Annotated in this window: 20 protein-coding genes; 18 read left to right on the top strand and 2 right to left on the bottom strand. The window is 37.5% G+C overall.

What is annotated here, in order from left to right:
* The 17 genes from J2T03_RS00740 (at position 1) to J2T03_RS00820 (ending at position 12,811) form a co-directional block, all read left to right on the top strand.
* Entirely contained in the window at positions 1-1,185 is a 1,185-nt protein-coding gene (locus J2T03_RS00740) for an ABC transporter permease (protein ID WP_306846064.1), read from the top strand.
* 263 nt (positions 1,186-1,448) lie between these two features.
* Complete coding sequence (locus tag J2T03_RS00745; RefSeq protein WP_307208885.1) at positions 1,449-1,904, top strand: DUF1569 domain-containing protein; 456 nt, start codon at positions 1,449-1,451, stop codon at positions 1,902-1,904.
* Between the two features lie 14 nt (positions 1,905-1,918).
* Complete coding sequence (locus tag J2T03_RS00750) at positions 1,919-2,389, top strand: hypothetical protein (protein ID WP_306846062.1); 471 nt, start codon at positions 1,919-1,921, stop codon at positions 2,387-2,389.
* Positions 2,390-2,391: 2 nt separating this feature from the next.
* On the top strand, positions 2,392-2,787 hold the full coding sequence (locus J2T03_RS00755) for a hypothetical protein (protein ID WP_306846061.1): 396 nt from the start codon (positions 2,392-2,394) through the stop codon (positions 2,785-2,787).
* A gap of 8 nt (positions 2,788-2,795) precedes the next feature.
* Positions 2,796-3,167 carry a VOC family protein gene (locus J2T03_RS00760; RefSeq protein ID WP_307208887.1) on the top strand — a complete coding sequence of 124 codons (372 nt, stop codon included), beginning with the start codon at positions 2,796-2,798 and terminating at the stop codon, positions 3,165-3,167.
* A 9-nt stretch (positions 3,168-3,176) separates the two neighbouring features.
* Positions 3,177-3,719, top strand: a complete 543-nt coding sequence (locus tag J2T03_RS00765) for an SRPBCC family protein (RefSeq protein ID WP_307208888.1) — start codon at positions 3,177-3,179, stop codon at positions 3,717-3,719.
* A 44-nt stretch (positions 3,720-3,763) separates the two neighbouring features.
* Positions 3,764-4,213, top strand: a complete 450-nt coding sequence (locus tag J2T03_RS00770; protein ID WP_307208890.1) for a VOC family protein — start codon at positions 3,764-3,766, stop codon at positions 4,211-4,213.
* A gap of 134 nt (positions 4,214-4,347) precedes the next feature.
* Positions 4,348-4,740, top strand: a complete 393-nt coding sequence (locus J2T03_RS00775; RefSeq protein ID WP_307208893.1) for a DUF1398 domain-containing protein — start codon at positions 4,348-4,350, stop codon at positions 4,738-4,740.
* A gap of 124 nt (positions 4,741-4,864) precedes the next feature.
* Positions 4,865-5,542 (top strand): DUF2490 domain-containing protein, encoded by a 678-nt coding sequence (locus tag J2T03_RS00780; protein WP_306846055.1) that lies wholly within the window; start codon positions 4,865-4,867, stop codon positions 5,540-5,542.
* A gap of 88 nt (positions 5,543-5,630) precedes the next feature.
* Positions 5,631-6,635: a bestrophin family protein gene (locus tag J2T03_RS00785; RefSeq protein ID WP_307208894.1), complete on the top strand. Its 1,005-nt coding sequence runs from the start codon at positions 5,631-5,633 to the stop codon at positions 6,633-6,635.
* Between the two features lie 162 nt (positions 6,636-6,797).
* Entirely contained in the window at positions 6,798-8,411 is a 1,614-nt protein-coding gene (locus J2T03_RS00790) for a Na+/H+ antiporter (RefSeq protein WP_306846053.1), read from the top strand.
* Positions 8,412-8,430: 19 nt separating this feature from the next.
* Positions 8,431-8,856, top strand: a complete 426-nt coding sequence (locus tag J2T03_RS00795; protein WP_307208896.1) for an SRPBCC family protein — start codon at positions 8,431-8,433, stop codon at positions 8,854-8,856.
* Between the two features lie 6 nt (positions 8,857-8,862).
* A complete protein-coding gene (locus J2T03_RS00800) occupies positions 8,863-9,369 on the top strand; it encodes a GNAT family N-acetyltransferase (RefSeq protein ID WP_306846051.1) in 507 nt (168 codons plus the stop codon).
* Between the two features lie 199 nt (positions 9,370-9,568).
* The gene (locus J2T03_RS00805; protein ID WP_307208897.1) at positions 9,569-10,591 is read left to right on the top strand and encodes a glutaminyl-peptide cyclotransferase; all 1,023 of its coding nucleotides are present in this window, start codon (positions 9,569-9,571) and stop codon (positions 10,589-10,591) included.
* A gap of 176 nt (positions 10,592-10,767) precedes the next feature.
* A complete protein-coding gene (locus J2T03_RS00810; RefSeq protein ID WP_306846049.1) occupies positions 10,768-11,733 on the top strand; it encodes a hypothetical protein in 966 nt (321 codons plus the stop codon).
* Between the two features lie 28 nt (positions 11,734-11,761).
* Complete coding sequence (locus J2T03_RS00815; RefSeq protein WP_034705905.1) at positions 11,762-12,376, top strand: deoxynucleoside kinase; 615 nt, start codon at positions 11,762-11,764, stop codon at positions 12,374-12,376.
* Positions 12,377-12,460: 84 nt separating this feature from the next.
* Entirely contained in the window at positions 12,461-12,811 is a 351-nt protein-coding gene (locus tag J2T03_RS00820; RefSeq protein ID WP_306846048.1) for an ArsC/Spx/MgsR family protein, read from the top strand.
* Positions 12,812-12,847: 36 nt separating this feature from the next.
* Here the strand turns inward: J2T03_RS00820 and J2T03_RS00825 are convergent, their stop codons facing one another.
* Both J2T03_RS00825 and J2T03_RS00830 read right to left on the bottom strand, forming a co-directional pair.
* The gene (locus J2T03_RS00825; protein ID WP_306846047.1) at positions 12,848-13,153 is read right to left on the bottom strand and encodes a DUF493 family protein; all 306 of its coding nucleotides are present in this window, start codon (positions 13,151-13,153) and stop codon (positions 12,848-12,850) included.
* A gap of 41 nt (positions 13,154-13,194) precedes the next feature.
* The gene (locus tag J2T03_RS00830; RefSeq protein ID WP_306846046.1) at positions 13,195-13,866 is read right to left on the bottom strand and encodes a DUF4197 family protein; all 672 of its coding nucleotides are present in this window, start codon (positions 13,864-13,866) and stop codon (positions 13,195-13,197) included.
* Between the two features lie 349 nt (positions 13,867-14,215).
* Here J2T03_RS00830 and J2T03_RS00835 point away from each other — a divergent pair, with 349 nt between their 5' ends.
* A complete protein-coding gene (locus tag J2T03_RS00835) occupies positions 14,216-17,047 on the top strand; it encodes a SusC/RagA family TonB-linked outer membrane protein (RefSeq protein ID WP_307208899.1) in 2,832 nt (943 codons plus the stop codon).
* Positions 17,048-17,057 lie beyond the last annotated feature (10 nt).

The following is a 17,057-nucleotide window of genomic DNA, read 5'->3' on the forward strand; positions in this document are numbered from 1 at the left end:
ATGAAAGAATTTTTTCGGCTTTTAAAACGGGAATTCAAGCTTTTTATCGGCAATTCTACCCTAAGGACTGTGTTTTTTCTGGCCCCGGTATTCTATGCCACGCTATTGGGTTTCGTATATAAAAGCGGAAAAGTAGAAAATACACCGGTACTGGTGATCGACCGCGATAATACGCCTTTGTCCAGCCAGTTGACAGATATGCTGGATGATAACAAAAGCATCAGTATCATTAAATACGCCCAGGAACCTCTAAGCATAAAAGATGAAGTGATCAGGCACGAAGCGGCAGCTGTAGTCATTATTCCGTCCAGGTTTGAGGCAGAAATGCTTCAGAAAAAATATCCCGAGCTGAATGTATATATCAATACCGGAAACGTTCTTACTGCCAATTTTGCTTCCAAAGCACTCCAGCTTACCATAGGAACATTTTCTGCCGGAGCATCGATCAAGGCTTTACAGAAAGCTGGAATGCCGGCAACAAAAGCTGCTACACAATATGAGCCATTCAAAGCGAACTATATCACGCTTTTCAATACCACCGGAAATTATCTCATCTTCATGTGGCCGGCAATGCTGGCTGTGGTTCTGCAGCAGGTCATTCTTTTGGCAATGGCTGTAAGTTTCGCTGCTGAGTTTGAAAGAGGCTCATTTGTAAAAGAATATCTTAAGATGAAAAGATGGGCCTTCCCAACGATGCTGATCAAGGTAATCCCGATCTGGGCTTTCTCCATTCTTATTGTCGGGGTCTATTACTTTATGCATATGATTTTCAGGGTTCCGATGCCGGAAGGAATACTTAATTTTATTCTTCTTACGGCAGTATTTGTAGGTTCCGCTTCATTTTTAGGCGTATTCATCAGTATATTGATTCCTGATGCGTTGAAGGCAACTCAAATTCTGATGGTCATCGCTTCTCCTGCATTCATCATCAGTGGATTCACCTGGCCTTTGAGTGCTATGCCGGCTTTTGTTCAGTTCATTGCCAACATTATTCCCCTGACTCCTTTTCTCCAGGCTTTTAAAATTTTATTGATTCAGAAAGGTTCCGTGGAGCTTACATTTCCATACTTAAAGCATTTAAGTATTTTACTTTTGGTGTATGCTGTCCTTGGCTGGGTTGCCCTAAAAATTAAACTTTGGCTTATATTTAAAAATGCTCTACCGGAGGAAGTTGAAAATGCCTGAGAATAGTAGTGTAAGAATTGAGGTAAATCTTATTTCGTACTGACTATTCAATCCATAACTGATAGATTTGAACCCGGAACTAATGTAATAGTTTGAATATTAAATCAACCTATACTCATATTTTATCTTGAAACCAGCACCCCAAAACCCATATCAAGGAACCCGTAGCCTGTATTCAGAAAACACGTCACCGTTTTTTTAATCACCCTGTAAAAATCAAAAGAAAAAACTGATATATTTGCTTTCAGATAATTAGACATATTATGGAAAATGTATTTGATGCAAAAGATGCTCAGAACTATATTGACAGGATAAATAAGCTGGTAGAGGATACCCATGGCTTATGGGGTAAAATGACGGTTGACCAGATGCTTGCCCACTGCAGCGTATCCTACGAAATGGTGTATGAGCCTGAAAAGCATAAAAAACCGGGCTCTATTGCAAAATTTATTTTAAAGACTTTTGTAAAACCTAAAGTGGTTGGCGAAAAAGCTTATCCAAGAGATTCCCCTACAGCTCCGCAGTTTTTAATTACCGGAAGGAAAAACTTTGAAGAAGAGAAGAAAAGACTGATCGGTTTTATACAAAAAACACAGCAGTTGGGGCCTGAGGCTTTTGATGGAAAGGAATCATTTTCTTTTGGTAAACTAACTTCACAGGAATGGAATAACATGTTTGCCAAGCACCTGAACCATCACCTGTCTCAATTTGGCGTTTAAATAATACACACACTATGAAAAAACTTTTATGGATCCTCATTCTTGCCTCCAATTTTGCATGGGGACAGATGCCGGATATTTCCAATGTCTGGCTGAACAACAGCAAACCTTATATCGGAACAATAGGAGACCGCGGACAGCCGCTTAAGCTGAAGGTCAATATTTCCGAACAGAATAAAAAAAATGATCAGGAATACTTTGTTTCCGGCTATTCTCTTGTGGATGACAACTATGCTAAATATGAAGGGAAAATAACCATCACGAAGTATAGAGATGCCAAAAGAAAAGGAGTGGTATTCGGTGATTATGAACTGGCGGAAGAAGCCAAAGGAAAGCATTCCGGTACCTTTAAAGGTAAATTTATCTATACCTTTAAATGGAATAAAAAAACTGAAAAAATAGAAGGACAGTATATAGAATTTATTGGTGATTGGAAAAGCTATGACGGAACGCTGGACTTCAAAACCCGTTTAAAAAATCAATAACCATGTTAAGAAGAATACTGGCGGTTCCGGCCGGGCTCATTGCAGGTATCATCTGCATTACAATCATCGAAAAAATAGGCCATTACTTGTATCCGCCTCCTGCCGGAGCTGGAAGCGGTGATATGGAGACAATGAAAGAATATGTTATGCAAGCACCTTTTATGGCGCTGTTTTTTGTGATTATTGCCTATACAGTCGCGGCTTTCGTTTCAGGATTTACAGCTTCAAAAGTTGCAGACAATGGAAAGCATACCTCTGCTGCAGTCTGCGGAGCTATTTTCCTGTTCATAACGATCTATATGATGTTTTCCCTGCCTACTCCCGTTTGGTTTTGGATCTTGGGAATTCTTGTGTGGGGATTAGTGTTTGCAGGAAGTAAATTAGCATTGAAAAAATAAAAACACATATGAAATTAGGCGCATTTTCAATCAGTTTAAGTGTGAAAGATCTTCAGAAATCTAAAGATTTTTACGAAAAACTAGGTTTTACCGCTATGGGCGGAAATATGGAACAGAATTACCTGATCATGAAAAACGGAAGTACTTTGGTTGGTCTGTTTCAGGCAATGTTTGACGGGAATATGCTTACCTTCAATCCGGGTTGGGATGAAAATGCCCAGAATCTGGAATCTTTTGATGATGTACGTGACATTCAGAAACATTTAAAGGAAAACGGTGTAGAGCTTGAAAAAGCAGCAGATGAGACCACATCAGGACCGGAACATATTTTCCTGAAAGATCCGGACGGAAACATGATATTAATCGACCAACACAGATAATCAAAGTCTATGAAAATATTAAAAAGAATTATCCTTGTCTTAGCTTCTATCCTTATTTTATGGATGGTTATAGCTGCTTTTATCTCAGGAGACTGTGTTTATGAAAAATCAGTAACAATCAATGCTCCTGTTGAAAAAGTATGGCAGCAGACCAATACATTAAAAGCTATGGACCAGTGGAGTCCGTGGAATGATCTGGATTCTGGAATGAAAAAAGACTGGACCGGAACTACTGGACAGCCTGGTGAAAAAATATGCTGGGACAGTGAAAAGGATGCAGCCGGAAAAGGATGCCAGGAAGTAAAGAAAATTGATGCAGCAGGTAAAAGAATTGATACGGAGATCAAATTTTTAACACCTTATGAAAGTGAAGCCAATGCCTACGTGAAAGTTGTTCCGGAAGGCAGTGGAAGTAAGGCGACTTGGGGATTCACATCAAAAATACCTTATCCCTTCACGGTAATGAAATTGTTTATGAACATGGAAGATGCTATTGGAAAAGATTACCAGAAAGGATTGTCCAGGTTAAAAGAATTATCTGAAAAACCTTAAACAGAAACTCATAAAAACTTAACTAATATTAAAAAAAACAATCAATGGCATCAGTAAACGCTTATTTAACATTTAATGGAAACTGCAGAGAAGCATTCGACTTTTATAAATCAGTTTTCGGAGGAGAATATCCTTACATCGGAACTTTCGGGGAAATGCCTCCAATGGAGGGCAAAGAAATCTCTGAAGAAGACAAAAACAAAATTATGCATGTTTCTCTTCCAATTTCAAAAGAAACAACTTTAATGGGAAGCGATACAGGAGGTGAATGGTCTTCTAACTTCAAAGAAGGGAATAATTTCTCTATTTCCATAAATGCAGAATCTAAAGAAGAGGCGGATAAATTATTCAGCGGTCTTTCTGCTGGCGGGCAGGTAACAATGCCTATGGCAGATACCTTCTGGGGAGCCTATTTCGGAATGTTTACCGATAAATTCGGGATCAACTGGATGGTGAACTATGATGATCCTGCTAAAATGCAGCAACATCCTTAAGGTTTATATTTTGTATACGAAATATAGTTAAACTAACCGACAGAGTATTTCTGTCGGTTTTTATTTTATGAATACATTTGTATTCCGGCACAGCAATAAAGCCTACAGCTTGCAACATAAAAAAATAAACAAAGATGAAATTTACAATTGAACAGATTAAAGCAGAACACCGGAAAGTAAAAAGCGGAGCAGATTTTCCTGCATATATTCAGGCCATAAAGAAGTTAGGCGTTTCGAACTACACAGTATATGTTACAGATGGCAATACTCAGTATTTTGATACAGATAGTGAGACAAGGCAGACCGGAAAAAAGTATGATCACCTTACCATTTCAGAAAATCTGGATCTTGAACGTTTTAAAACAAGATTAAAGCTTCACCAGAAGGGCGGAACCGATTATCTTACTTTCTGCAATGACTGTGCGGAAACAGGAGTGAAAGGCTGGAAAATGGATCTTAATGCAATGACCTGTACTTATTTTGATACAGAAGGGAATGATATTCTGATAGAGCAGATTCCTGGTTAATTAAGACTATACTTTCATCAATTTAAAATATTTTCAATTGAATTCTCCATTCAAATATTGTTTGTTATTATTGATTCAAATTATTAATTTTGTTGTGTACGATAGATAATAGTAATTGAATAACATGAGAAAGGTCTTTACGAAGCTGGTATTTACAGTATTGAGTCTGGGGTCAATAACGGCAGTTGCACAGAAAAATGATTTGGGAGCATGGTACATGTATTTTGGGAACAATAAGATCAGCAAGAAGCTGAACTGGCACAACGAAATCCAGTACCGGAATTTTGATGCAGCAGGGGATCTTGAACAGCTTTTGATCCGTACGGGGATTGGGTATGATCTCACTGAAAATAACAACAATATTTTACTGGGTTACGGTTTTATTTTAAGCCAGCCCTATGTGAACGGAGAGAAAAAAGAGAACATTGAACATAGAATCTTCCAACAGTTTATTACAAAGCAGAAATTCGGACGTTTTAACCTACAACACAGATACCGGCTGGAAGAACGTTTTCTCCAGGATGATTTCAGGATGAGATTCCGTTATATGATCGGGCTGAATATACCGATTACTCAAAAAGAAATGCTCCCGAAATCGCTGTATGCTTCAGTATATAACGAAATTTTTCTGCATTTTGACAGTCCGGTCTTCGACAGAAACAGGGTATATGGAGCTTTAGGATATGTTATCAATAAAAACATGCGGATAGAAGCCGGCTATATGAACCAGATCCAGGAAAACAGAAACCGCGGGCAGATCCAGATCGGTTTTTATAATAATATCCCTTTTAATAAAAATTAATATTAACAGTCCATGCCGGATGCCTTGATGAAGAAAGAAACTGTTAATTTAGAAAAATAGAATCAACAGATTAAAAAAATAAACACATATGCATTCAGGAAAAAGATTTGGGGCGCTTGAGTTCGCCACCTGGACAAGACGAAGTATCTACGTTTTAACGATATTGTCAGCGATACCTACGATATTGTACTTTTTAGGCTGGAAATTTGTTTCTGTTCCCTGGCAGCCGATCGCCATTTTAGGAACTGCGGTAGCTTTTATTGTAGGTTTTAAAAACAATGCAAGCTACAGCAGACTTTGGGAAGCCAGGCAGATTTATGGTGCCATCATTAATGACAGCCGCAGCTTCGGATATATTCTGAGAGATTCTCTTTTTGCAAAAAATCCGAAAAAAGTAAAGGAAATGTTTCTCCGTCATTATGCATGGCTTACAGCGCTTCGTTTTCAGTTAAGAGAGCCCAGAGCCTGGGAGAATATGGGAACTGCACAGTACGATGAATATTCTAAAAAGTATGATATCCCGGAAAGGCTCAGCCAACTGGATGATGAGCTGAAAAATTATATTTCCGAAACCGAACTTCAATATATTTTAAGTAAGAAAAACAGGGCAACACAGCTGATGGCCAGTCAGAGCAAAGAACTGTCAGAAGCCTATGCCAGAGGAGAGATCAACGATTTTCAGTGGACGCAGATCAACCAGCAGCTGGTGAAATTTACAGACGATCAGGGAAAAGCAGAAAGGATCAAGAACTTTCCCTATCCGAGAAACTTCTCATCTATTACAACATATCTTTTGCTTCTGTTCATTCTTTTTGTTCCTTTCGGATTATTGAAAGAACTGGATAAACTAGGCGAAGGAACTGTTTTGGAAGGCTGGACGATATGGTTCAATATTCCGTTTTCGCTGATGGTAACCTGGTGTTTCCACACCCTGGACAGTGTAGGTGAAGCATCCGTAAACCCTTTTGAAGGAAGCCCGAACGATGTGCCGATCACCCAGATCAGCCGTACCATAGAGATTGATATGAGAGATATGCTGGATGAATCCGATCTTCCGCCGGCCATTACTCCAAAGAACAACATTGTACTTTAAAATAAATAAGTCAAATACAAAGGAAACAATCCGTCTGGGATTGTTTAAATTAAATAAGAAGAGAAGGGAAATAGTGAAATCTTAAAGTTTTCTACCTTAAAAACTTTTTTACCTTCATATTTAACCGATTTAAATCAAAAAACGACTAAAAAACAAATCAAAATGATTCATAATTATGTTATCATATCCATTGCGGTCCTTTTGTCTGTAATGATATTGGTGATGATAGGACAAAAGCTGAAAGTAGCTTACCCCATCTTCCTGGTTATCGCTGGTCTTTTGATCAGCCTGATTCCCGGAATGCCGCATATTGAAATAGAGCCGGATCTTGTCTTTCTGATCTTCCTTCCCCCGATTCTTTTTGAAGCCGCCTGGTTTACCTCGTGGCAGGATTTTCACAAATGGAGAAAACAGATCTTTTCGATGGCTTTCGGGCTTGTATTTTTAACTTCAGTTGTGGTGGCTTATCTTTCATCTTCCATTATTCCCGGACTTACCGTTGCCATGGGCTTTCTGCTTGGAGGGGTGAATTCTCCGCCTGACGCAGTAGCAGCCACTTCAGTTCTAAAACATATGAAGATCCCTAAAAAGATCACCAGTATTCTGGAAGGCGAAAGTCTTATCAATGATGCTTCCAGTTTAATTGTATTTAAATTTGCCCTGGCAGCTGTGATTTCAGGGCAGTTTATCTGGAGAGATGCTATTCAGGATTTCTTTCTGATGGCAGTAGGTGGAGTGGCAGTAGGGATAGCCACTGGGCTTCTGTTTGGAGCATTGTTGAGGATCATTCCTTCCAATTCCAATATTGATACAGTGATTACGCTGATCGTCCCGTACATCATGTATGTAGGAGCAGAGCACTTTCATTTTTCAGGAGTACTGGCGGTGGTTGCCGGAGGTCTTTTAATGTCCTATAATTCACACTGCTACTTAAGTCATACCTCAAGAATACAGTCAGGAAATGTCTGGAGTGTACTTATATTCCTGATGAATACCATTATCTTTATCCTTATCGGTCTTGAACTTCCGGTGGTCGTTGCCGCAATGAAAGATTACACAATTTCAGAAGGAATCTTTTACAGTGTGGTAATTGGTGGGGCTATTATTTTTACCAGAATATTGTACAGTTATGCCGTTATGTATTTCCCAAGGCTCTGCTCAAAAGAATTAAGGTTAAAAGTTCCGAAACCGGACTGGCGGGAACCTTTTATCATCAGTTTTGCTGCCATGAGAGGAGTGGTTTCGCTGGCTGCTGCCCTTTCAATTCCTGCTTTTTTACCGAACGGAGAAGCTTTTCCACACCGTAATATTATTTTATTCGTAACTTTCGTTATTATATTGATCACATTGGTAGGGCAGGGACTTCTTTTGACTCCTATCTTAAAATGGTTAAAAATAGATGATGCAGGAAGCGAGCTGCCTGAAGAAAAACAGGAAGTAATCCTGATGCGTAAACTTAAAGAAACTGCACTGCAAAAAATGGAAAATGATTTTTCCGACCTGGCAGAAAAAAATACATTGGTTCGTCACCAGAAGCATAAGCTGGAAACCGAAATGATGCTGATGGCAGATAAAGCTCAATGTATGGCATCTACGGGAGATTATGTCAATGCGATCAATGAAAATAAAGATGTGCTCCGCCAGATCATCCAGGCACAGAGAAACGAGCTGCACCGGATGAAAAAGGAGAAAATTTTTGATGACCACGTCATGAGATCCATTGAGATGCAGCTGGATTTTGATGAAGCGAAGATCACCGGATTCTCCCACAGCTAAACTAATTAAACCTCATGCGATGAATACACCAATCACTGTTCAGTACAAAATAAATGCCCCGGTAGAAAAAGTCTGGAATGCATTGACTGATAAAAAAGAAATGAAATCCTGGTATTTCGATATCCAAGATTTTACTTTGGAAACAGGAAGAGTATTTAATTTCTATGAGCCCGGTGGAGCAAAAGAATATCATCACCAGTGCCAGATTCTGGAAATAATCCCCAATAAAAAATTAAAGCATACCTGGTCATATCCTGAACTGTCAGATGCCGTAACTACCGTAACATGGGAACTTCAGAAAGAAGATATTGGAACGTTGGTAACATTGACACATGAGCATATTGAAGGTTTCGATAGTTTGGGTGAAAATTTTTCCTTGAAAAGCTTTACCGAAGGCTGGAATGGAATTATTGGAAAAAGTCTGAAAGAATATCTGGAAAAATAAAAAGATATGGTTGAGCTGCAGTTTTTTAAAGCAGAAGATGCTCCTGAACTGATTTCTAAAATAAAAGATAAAAGAGCACTCCTTCAGTTTGCCGGTCCTGCCTATCATTTTCCCCTGACTGAAGAACAGCTGGAAAATGATCTGGAAAACGAAAACCGATTCATGTTCAGGGTTTTTAACAAATCAGAACAAAATGTGATCGGGCATGCACAGATTTTTTTGAAAGAGCATACTTTCCTGCTTGGAAGAATACTGATATGGGATGAAAAAAACAGGGGAAAAGGCTACGGAAAGAAAGTTGTACAGGAGCTGCTGAAATATGGCTTCAGGAGTTTTGATAGAAGAACAGCTGAGTTGAATGTATATGACTGGAATACAGGAGCCATTGAATGCTATAAAAAAGTAGGTTTTGAAATTGATCCGGACATCATGAGTGAAGTCAGCATCGATAACGAGCTATGGCTTTCCATTAACATGAAAATTAATAAAGATACTTTTGAATCCCTGAAATAATTCACAACATTTGCAATGCTATGTTCCGGAAAGATTTAAACAAAGTAAACCTGCTGTGAGATCCAGCTTTTGAATAGGATAGAAGAGAGTTTGTGATGTATGGAAACAACGGATATATTTTACAATTCATTCAGCCTGTTGATAATATTGGCAATACGGAATAAAATTTGCTATTTTTGGGGAAATATTTAGAAATTCAATGAAAAAGAATATAATAGTAGGTTTAGCGGTGGTTTTGATGTTGGCGTCTTGTAATAAAGATGAGAAAATCCTGAACACTTTGAATGAGTATAATAATTCAATGGTAGAAAAAGGATATCGTTTCGGTGATAAACTTGAACTTCCGAAAGAGGTGACGGAGAATGCAGAAAGCATCAGTATCAGCTTTGGAGATAAAGAAACTTCAAATTTAACTGTTGATCCTAAATTCTTTACTTTAGGTGACAATGCTGTTACTTTTAATATCAAAACAAAAAGCGGAAAAACTCTTAATCAAGATGCAACCATCAATGTATTTGCAAAAAATCCTGAAAAAAACATAGGCTATCAGATCATAGCAGAATATCCGCACGATCCAAAGAATTTTGTACAGGGTTTCCAAATCGAGGGAAATACGATCTATGAAAGTGACGGGCAGAACGGCTCTTCACAGATCCTTAAATATACATTGGGGACTACAACTCCGCTAGCTTCTACAAAGCAGGCTCAGGAAGATTTCTCTGAAGGAAGTACCATTGTAGGCGATAAGGTATATCAGCTGACGTGGCAAAGCAAAAAAGGCTATATCTATGATAAAAGCTCTTTGAAGCTCCTTTCAGAATTTGCTTACCCAAATGTTTTGGGCGAAGGCTGGGGACTTACTTATGACGGAAAAAACCTGATTGCATCAGACGGGAGCAAAATTTTATACTTCCTTGATGCCAATAATCCTTCAAAATTGATCAAATATGTTGCGGTAGCAGGGAGCTCACAGATTTATGATCAGCTAAACGAACTGGAATACCATAAAGGATTTATCTATGCTAATGTATGGCAGAAACCGGTTGTGTTAAAGATTAATCCTGCAACAGGAGAAGTGGTAGGTACGTTTGACTTTACAGATATTGCCAAGCAGAATACCAAAGGAAGTGATGATGTATTGAATGGTATCGCTTTCAAGGGTGATAATATGCTTGTAACTGGTAAGAACTGGCCAAAGATTTACGAAGTTCAGATCAAATAATTCGAATTAAGATTTATCTATAAAAAAACAGCGTTCTTCAGGAGCGCTGTTTTTCACTAAAGGACTGGGCTAAAATGCATAAGATTACTATTCAATAATTCATTTTTTAAATTTAAATAAAAGTGTGTAAATTGCCGACGTTCCGCATGGGAAAGTTATCTTTATCAAAATAGATTTTGAAATTATTTTACATCATATTTATATTCTTTTTCTGTACAATAAATGCACAGAAGGCCCTTCCTTTGGATACATTGAAACTGAAGGAGGCTAAAGATATGCTGGCAGACGATTATGGGAATCTGTATATCTATAAAAATAAAGATTTCAGTTTTACCAAATATGATTCTTTAGGAAAGCAGCTTGGTAAAATGATGCTGACGGTGCCCTATAAAGTACAGTCCGTGCAGAACCCGCTGAGCCTGGCATTATTTTCAGAAAATGCTCAGGAAATGAAATTTGTAGATCAGAATATGAACGAGATCCAGAAGATTGATTTCAGACAGAAATTCGGGTTTATTAAAATAGCATATGCAGAAGATCTTCAGCAGCTATGGCTTCTGGACGACAGTACGAAACGACTGATCCAGTACAATTTCAGAAACGATACAACAATCAATTCCTATCCTTTCGACATCAGTTTTGATGATCTGATGGATCTGCTGGTATTTGAAAATAAAGTCTATATTTTAACCAGAAAGCATATCAGAATATACTCGTTGAAATTTGAAAAACTCTTTGAAGCCCCGATTGAAAACGGGAAAAGATTCAGAAGAGAGAATGATGTTATTTTGGTGGTTGCAGACAATTCGATCCTGAAGTATAATCCGGAAAAAGGAATGATTAAAATTTTTGAAGATAAAGAGGCGCAAATTGTGGATAAAAACATCCTTTCTTATTTTGAAATCAAAGCGAACAAACTCTATCTTTACAACCTCGAAAAAATAAAGGAAACTAAACAGCAGACAGAGCCCGAAACAAAGCAGGTTACTCCGCCAGTTCCAGAATCACCATCTGAACAGCCAGCTGGAACAGAAGTAGAAAGGACTGATGTAGAAAAGAAGGAATCTGAAGAAAAGGCTCCGGATAATACTTTACAAAAGCTGATGGAAGATACTGCCAAGGTTCAGGCTGCAGGTGTTTAGTCAGATTAAATAAAAAATACTAAGGAGAATGCATATTGCAGTTACAGGAAATATTGGCGCCGGTAAAACAACTTTGACCACGATGCTTGCCAAGCATTACGGATGGGATGCACAGTTTGAGGATGTAGACCACAACCCTTACCTCGAAGATTTTTATGCGGATATGAGCAAATGGAGTTTTGCCCTTCAGATCTATTTTTTAGGAAGCAGATTCCGTCAGGTAAAAGAGATCAGAGAAAGCGGTAAAAATATTATCCAGGATCGTACGATTTATGAAGATGCCCACATTTTTGCTGAAAACCTGAATGATATGAAACTTCTTTCAGACAGGGATTTCAATAATTATGTATCTGTTTTCGGCCTGATGAAATCTTTCGTCTCTGCTCCGGATCTGTTAATTTACCTTAAGTCTGATGTTCCGAATCTTGTGAAAAAGATTTACAAAAGAGGAAGGGAATACGAAGCATCAATCAGTATTGAATATCTGTCAAAACTTAATCAGAAATACGAAAAATGGATCTCCGATTATACCGAAGGTAAACTTCTGGTGATTGAAGTGGATGACCTGGATTTTGTAGAAAAGCCCGAAGATTTCGGATTTATCCTTGAAAAGATAGAAGCAGAGCTGAACGGCTTGTTTTAACAAAATTTTATCAGAATTTAAGAGAAGCTCTCAATTTATTCTTCCTAAATTTAAGGAGGAAGTTTAATTTTAAATATTAACATTATGATGGTTAAGGTTTTACATAACGGAAGCTGCTCTAAATCAAATGCTGTACTCGAGTATCTTGATGAAAACGGTGTGCCTTTTGAGATCATCAATATGATGGAAGACCCGTTGAGCGTCCTAGAGATCAAAACAGTGCTGAAAAAGCTGAATCAGAGCGTATTTCATATGATCCGTAAAACAGATAAGCTGTATATGGAAAATTATGCCGACAAAAATTATTCTGAAGAAGAATGGATTAAAATCCTGTCTGAGAATCCTTCCCTGATACAGAGACCTATCCTGATCAAAGGGTCTGTTGCCATGTTGGGAAGACCTATTGAAAATGTGAAATTCTTTATTGAAAAATAATACAAATAAAAAAGTCAGCGGAAGCTGACTTTTTTTCTACAATAGAATAACGCCTTCTATTTTGGCGACTTCCTTATAAATATTCACTACCTGATCTGCATCCAGAACAAATGCATTGATATTGCATGCAGTGTATTTTCCGTTTTTGCTTTCGCGGTTTCCTAGTGTAAACTTAATGCCGTCAAAAACTTTATAAATTTCAGTAAGTTTTGCCTGATCTGTGGGAATGATAAATTTAAATAAATAATCTTCAGGAAAGTCATGGTGACCTTCCAGTTTTTCCTTCAGGGAATTATAAAAATCCTGTGGGCTTGCGTGTTGGTTTCCTTGTAATATGTCCATCTGCAGTTGTTAAATTATATATAAATATAGCGAAATTTTTTCTATTTTCCAAGGGGTCCAAGCAGTGCTTTGGAGTTCTGGTGCTCGTAATCTTCGATAATATTGAACAGTCCGTTCACCAGTTGTTCAGAGGCAAGTTTACTTAATCCTCCGGCATTTACATTGCTGGTGTTTCCACCAAGAAGGTTTCCAAGAAGATTATTTCCTGAAAGAGCTGTATTGATTGTTTTTGCAATTCCGTATTCATTCAGCTTCTCGTCCACTTTGGGAGCAATGGCGGCAACGAGCTGCTGGGAGGTCTTTTCCTTTAAGATCTGTGTTGCTGTAGTACCCTGGATGATTCTTGTGACATCCTGTGCATTTAAGCTGTTCACGGCCCCTTGTAGAATAGGTTTTGATAGGTTAACAGTATAGGCTGCTGCCTGTGCAATAAAATCTCTTTCCTTGGCCACCAGAGAGGGTGCAATTTTTTCAAGGGTAGAGTTGATATCTCTAAGCTCCTTGGGTAGAGCCTTATCTACCATGTTATTTTGAAGGAAAGCTTCCTTGTTGCTGTAAATACCCATTCCTTTATCTATACCGTTCATTAAAACTCTTTTTATAATAGATAGGCCAAGGTCGGATGTTGCCACTGTTGTGCAGGATTGAACACCGGTAAAAATTAATGTTCCGGTTCCAATTAATAGCGCTGCTGCTATAATATATTTTTTCATTGATCTTTTTTCTTATTTTTCCAAATATTGCGCCAAAGGTAAACACTATAACCGTATTAACAAAATATTAAATTCTTATTACCTATTTGGGAGATTTCTTGCTAAAAGTAAAAGATTTTCAATTGGGTATTTTATTGTAGATTGGTATTTATACTGAATTTTAATTACCTTAATTCAGTTTATTTGGGTTTCTGTTTAATATTTATCTGTTTTTTTTAAATTTTTATGATATGTTAACAATATTCGATTTTTTTTCTATTTTTGAGTAATGTCTTTTTTTGAGAATTTAAATAACTCCACCAAGAAGGACATGTTTTAAAATTAGATTGTACGAATAAAATTGAACTATATGAAACAACGTGATTTAAAGTATTCATGCCTCATTGCGGTTTTATACTTCGGTATGAACGTCAATGCGCAGACTACTCCAAAAGATACTGCTGTTAAAGAGCAGAAGATTGAGGAGGTAGTTTTGATAGGATATGGATCTCAGAAAAAAGAAAATGTTACTGGAAGTATCGGGATAGTTTCAGCAAAAGACTTAGCAGATAAACCTAATGCCAATCCAATAAGCTCAATACAAGGTAAGCTCTCTGGTGTTCAGATTTTGAATTCCGGAGCTCCTGGTAGTTCGCCGAGAGTGGATATTAGGGGAGTTGGCTCACTTACAGGGAAAACGGTATTTGTGGTAGACGGAATGATTACTGATGATATTTCATTTTTGAATCCTCAGGATATTGAGTCCATGAGTGTTCTTAAAGATCCTTCGAGTTTGGCAATTTATGGAGCCAGAGCTTCCAATGGTGCGGTGATTATTAAAACCAAAGCAGGAAAAGGCAAGAAACCTGTTTTTAGTTTTAACTCTTATTTGGGCTTTAAAAAAGTAACCAATATTCCGGAAATGGCTAACTCTGATCAGTATATAGAGCTATATAATGAAAAGTTAAGAAATGAGAACGTAACTGATCCTACTAAATTTTTAAGCAGATCTAATTTTCCGGCAGATACCAATTGGTTTAAGGAAATTTTCAGAACAAGTATTATTAATTCAAATGATTTTTCGGCTTCCGGTAACCTGGGGAAACTCAATTATTATGGAAGTATCGGAAATTTGCAGGATGAAGGTAATTTAGCTGCAGGAAGAGGGATTAATTCAGGAAGTGGTTTCAACAGGTTAAATACAAAATTAAACCTTACATATAAGATAACGGACAATATTACCATCGGAAACAACTTTTCATTCTCGAAAATGCGTACAGACGCAGCGCAGAATCCATTGTTAGATGCATATAATGCTCCTCCGATATTTTCAACGATGAATGCTGCAACAGGGGATTATCAGTTTTTCAATGGATATTCTATTCCTAACCCGAGAGCCAAGCTGGATTTATTCCGTTCGCAGATCAGGCAGGAAAGGTTGCTGAATAATGTTTGGGGAGAATATAATTTTCTGAAAGACTTTACTTTGAGAGTTAGTTATACTTCGGATAATATTAATACAAGTAAATACGAATATACGCCAGTACAGACTTATGTTCCTCCTACTGATCAAAAAGTTACAAAGTTAATTACTAGGGATTCCAGAGATAGAAATTATGTTTGGGATAATACCTTAACCTGGAAAAAAAGTTTTGGAAGTCATAATTTTGAAGTGTTGGCAGGCTTTTCCAGGACAAGAAATTCTTATGCTGAAACATATGCCGAAGCACAAAATGTACCTTATGACGGAACAAACGAATCTTTGAGTATAAGTAACGGAACGAATGTTGTGATTTATGATGGTATTGATAGAAAAGATGTAAATCTAAATCAGGATCATTACCGTATTCAATCATTATTTGGAAGATTGAATTATGATTATAAAGGAAAATATCTCTTGAATGCTTCAATCCGTAGAGACGGAACCTCACAGATTTCTGCAGATGACAGAAATAAGATCTTCCCGGCGGTAAGTGTAGGATGGGTGGTAACTAAAGAGGATTTCATGAGTGAGCAAAATACATTCAATCTTTTGAAGTTAAGAGCAAGCTATGGTAAATTGGGAAATCCTAACGTACAGAGAAAATATACTTTAAATGTTTCCAGCATAGCCGGTGGTGCATATTATGGAAATACAGGGTACCCGGCACAGACTATTGACGAAATAATAGATCCGAACATTGGCTGGGAAACTACCTCCGGTGGGGATATAGGTTTGGAAATGGCTTTATTCAGTAATAAACTGAAAATAGATGCTACCTATTTTAATAAAGATTCTAAAGATGTAGTATATGGTATCGTTCAGGGAACGGTTTCCGGTGCAAGTAACTGGAATGACTTTGTTACCAATGCATATTCCTTCAATAACAGAGGGTTTGAGGCTTCTGTGAATTATAACACTAAAATTAATGAAAATATTGGCATAGGAATATATGGTAATTATACTGCATTAAAAAATGAAATTACTTCAGTATATCGTGATTCATATTTGGCTGCAGGAGCAAGTTTGTTTGGTAATTCTGTGATCAGATTGCAAGAAGGCCAGGCTGTAGGTTCTTATTATGGATATCAGGTAACCGGAATATTTCAAACAGATGCTGAAGCTGTTGCATCAGGACAAAATGGAGGATTGGCAAAAGCAGGATGGTTTAAGTTTGCAGATTTGGATGGAAACGGAGTTATTGACACAAGAGATAAAACATTTCTAGGCAGCCCGATCCCTAAGGGAACTTATGGTTTCGGTGTTAATATGAATATCTATGATTTCGATTTTGCTATTGATTTCCAGGGTGTATTTGGTAATAAAATCTATAATTTTAACCGTGAACAACGTTTCGGAAACGAAAATTGGGACTTAGATTTTTATAATAACAGATGGAGAGGAGAAGGATCTTCTAACAGCTATGCACTGACAACGAATAATCAGTCAGTAATTTTGCCTAGCAGTTTCTATGTAGAAAGCGGAAGCTATATCAGAATTAGAAACATTCAGATTGGCTACAACCTACCAAAAGCATTTACAAATGCTATGTCTATCACTAAACTGAGACTGTATGTAAGTGCACAGAATCCGTGGACAAGTTTTAAGTACAAAGGTTTTTCTCCTGAAATTATGAATACGGACAGGGTGCAAATGGGCGTTGATCAAAATATCTATCCTATTTCGGCAATCTATACATTCGGTATGAATTTAACATTTTAATTAGAAGAGT

The sequence above is a fragment of the Chryseobacterium lathyri genome (assembly GCF_030812195.1).
Classification (GTDB): Bacteria; Bacteroidota; Bacteroidia; order Flavobacteriales; family Weeksellaceae; genus Chryseobacterium; species Chryseobacterium lathyri_A.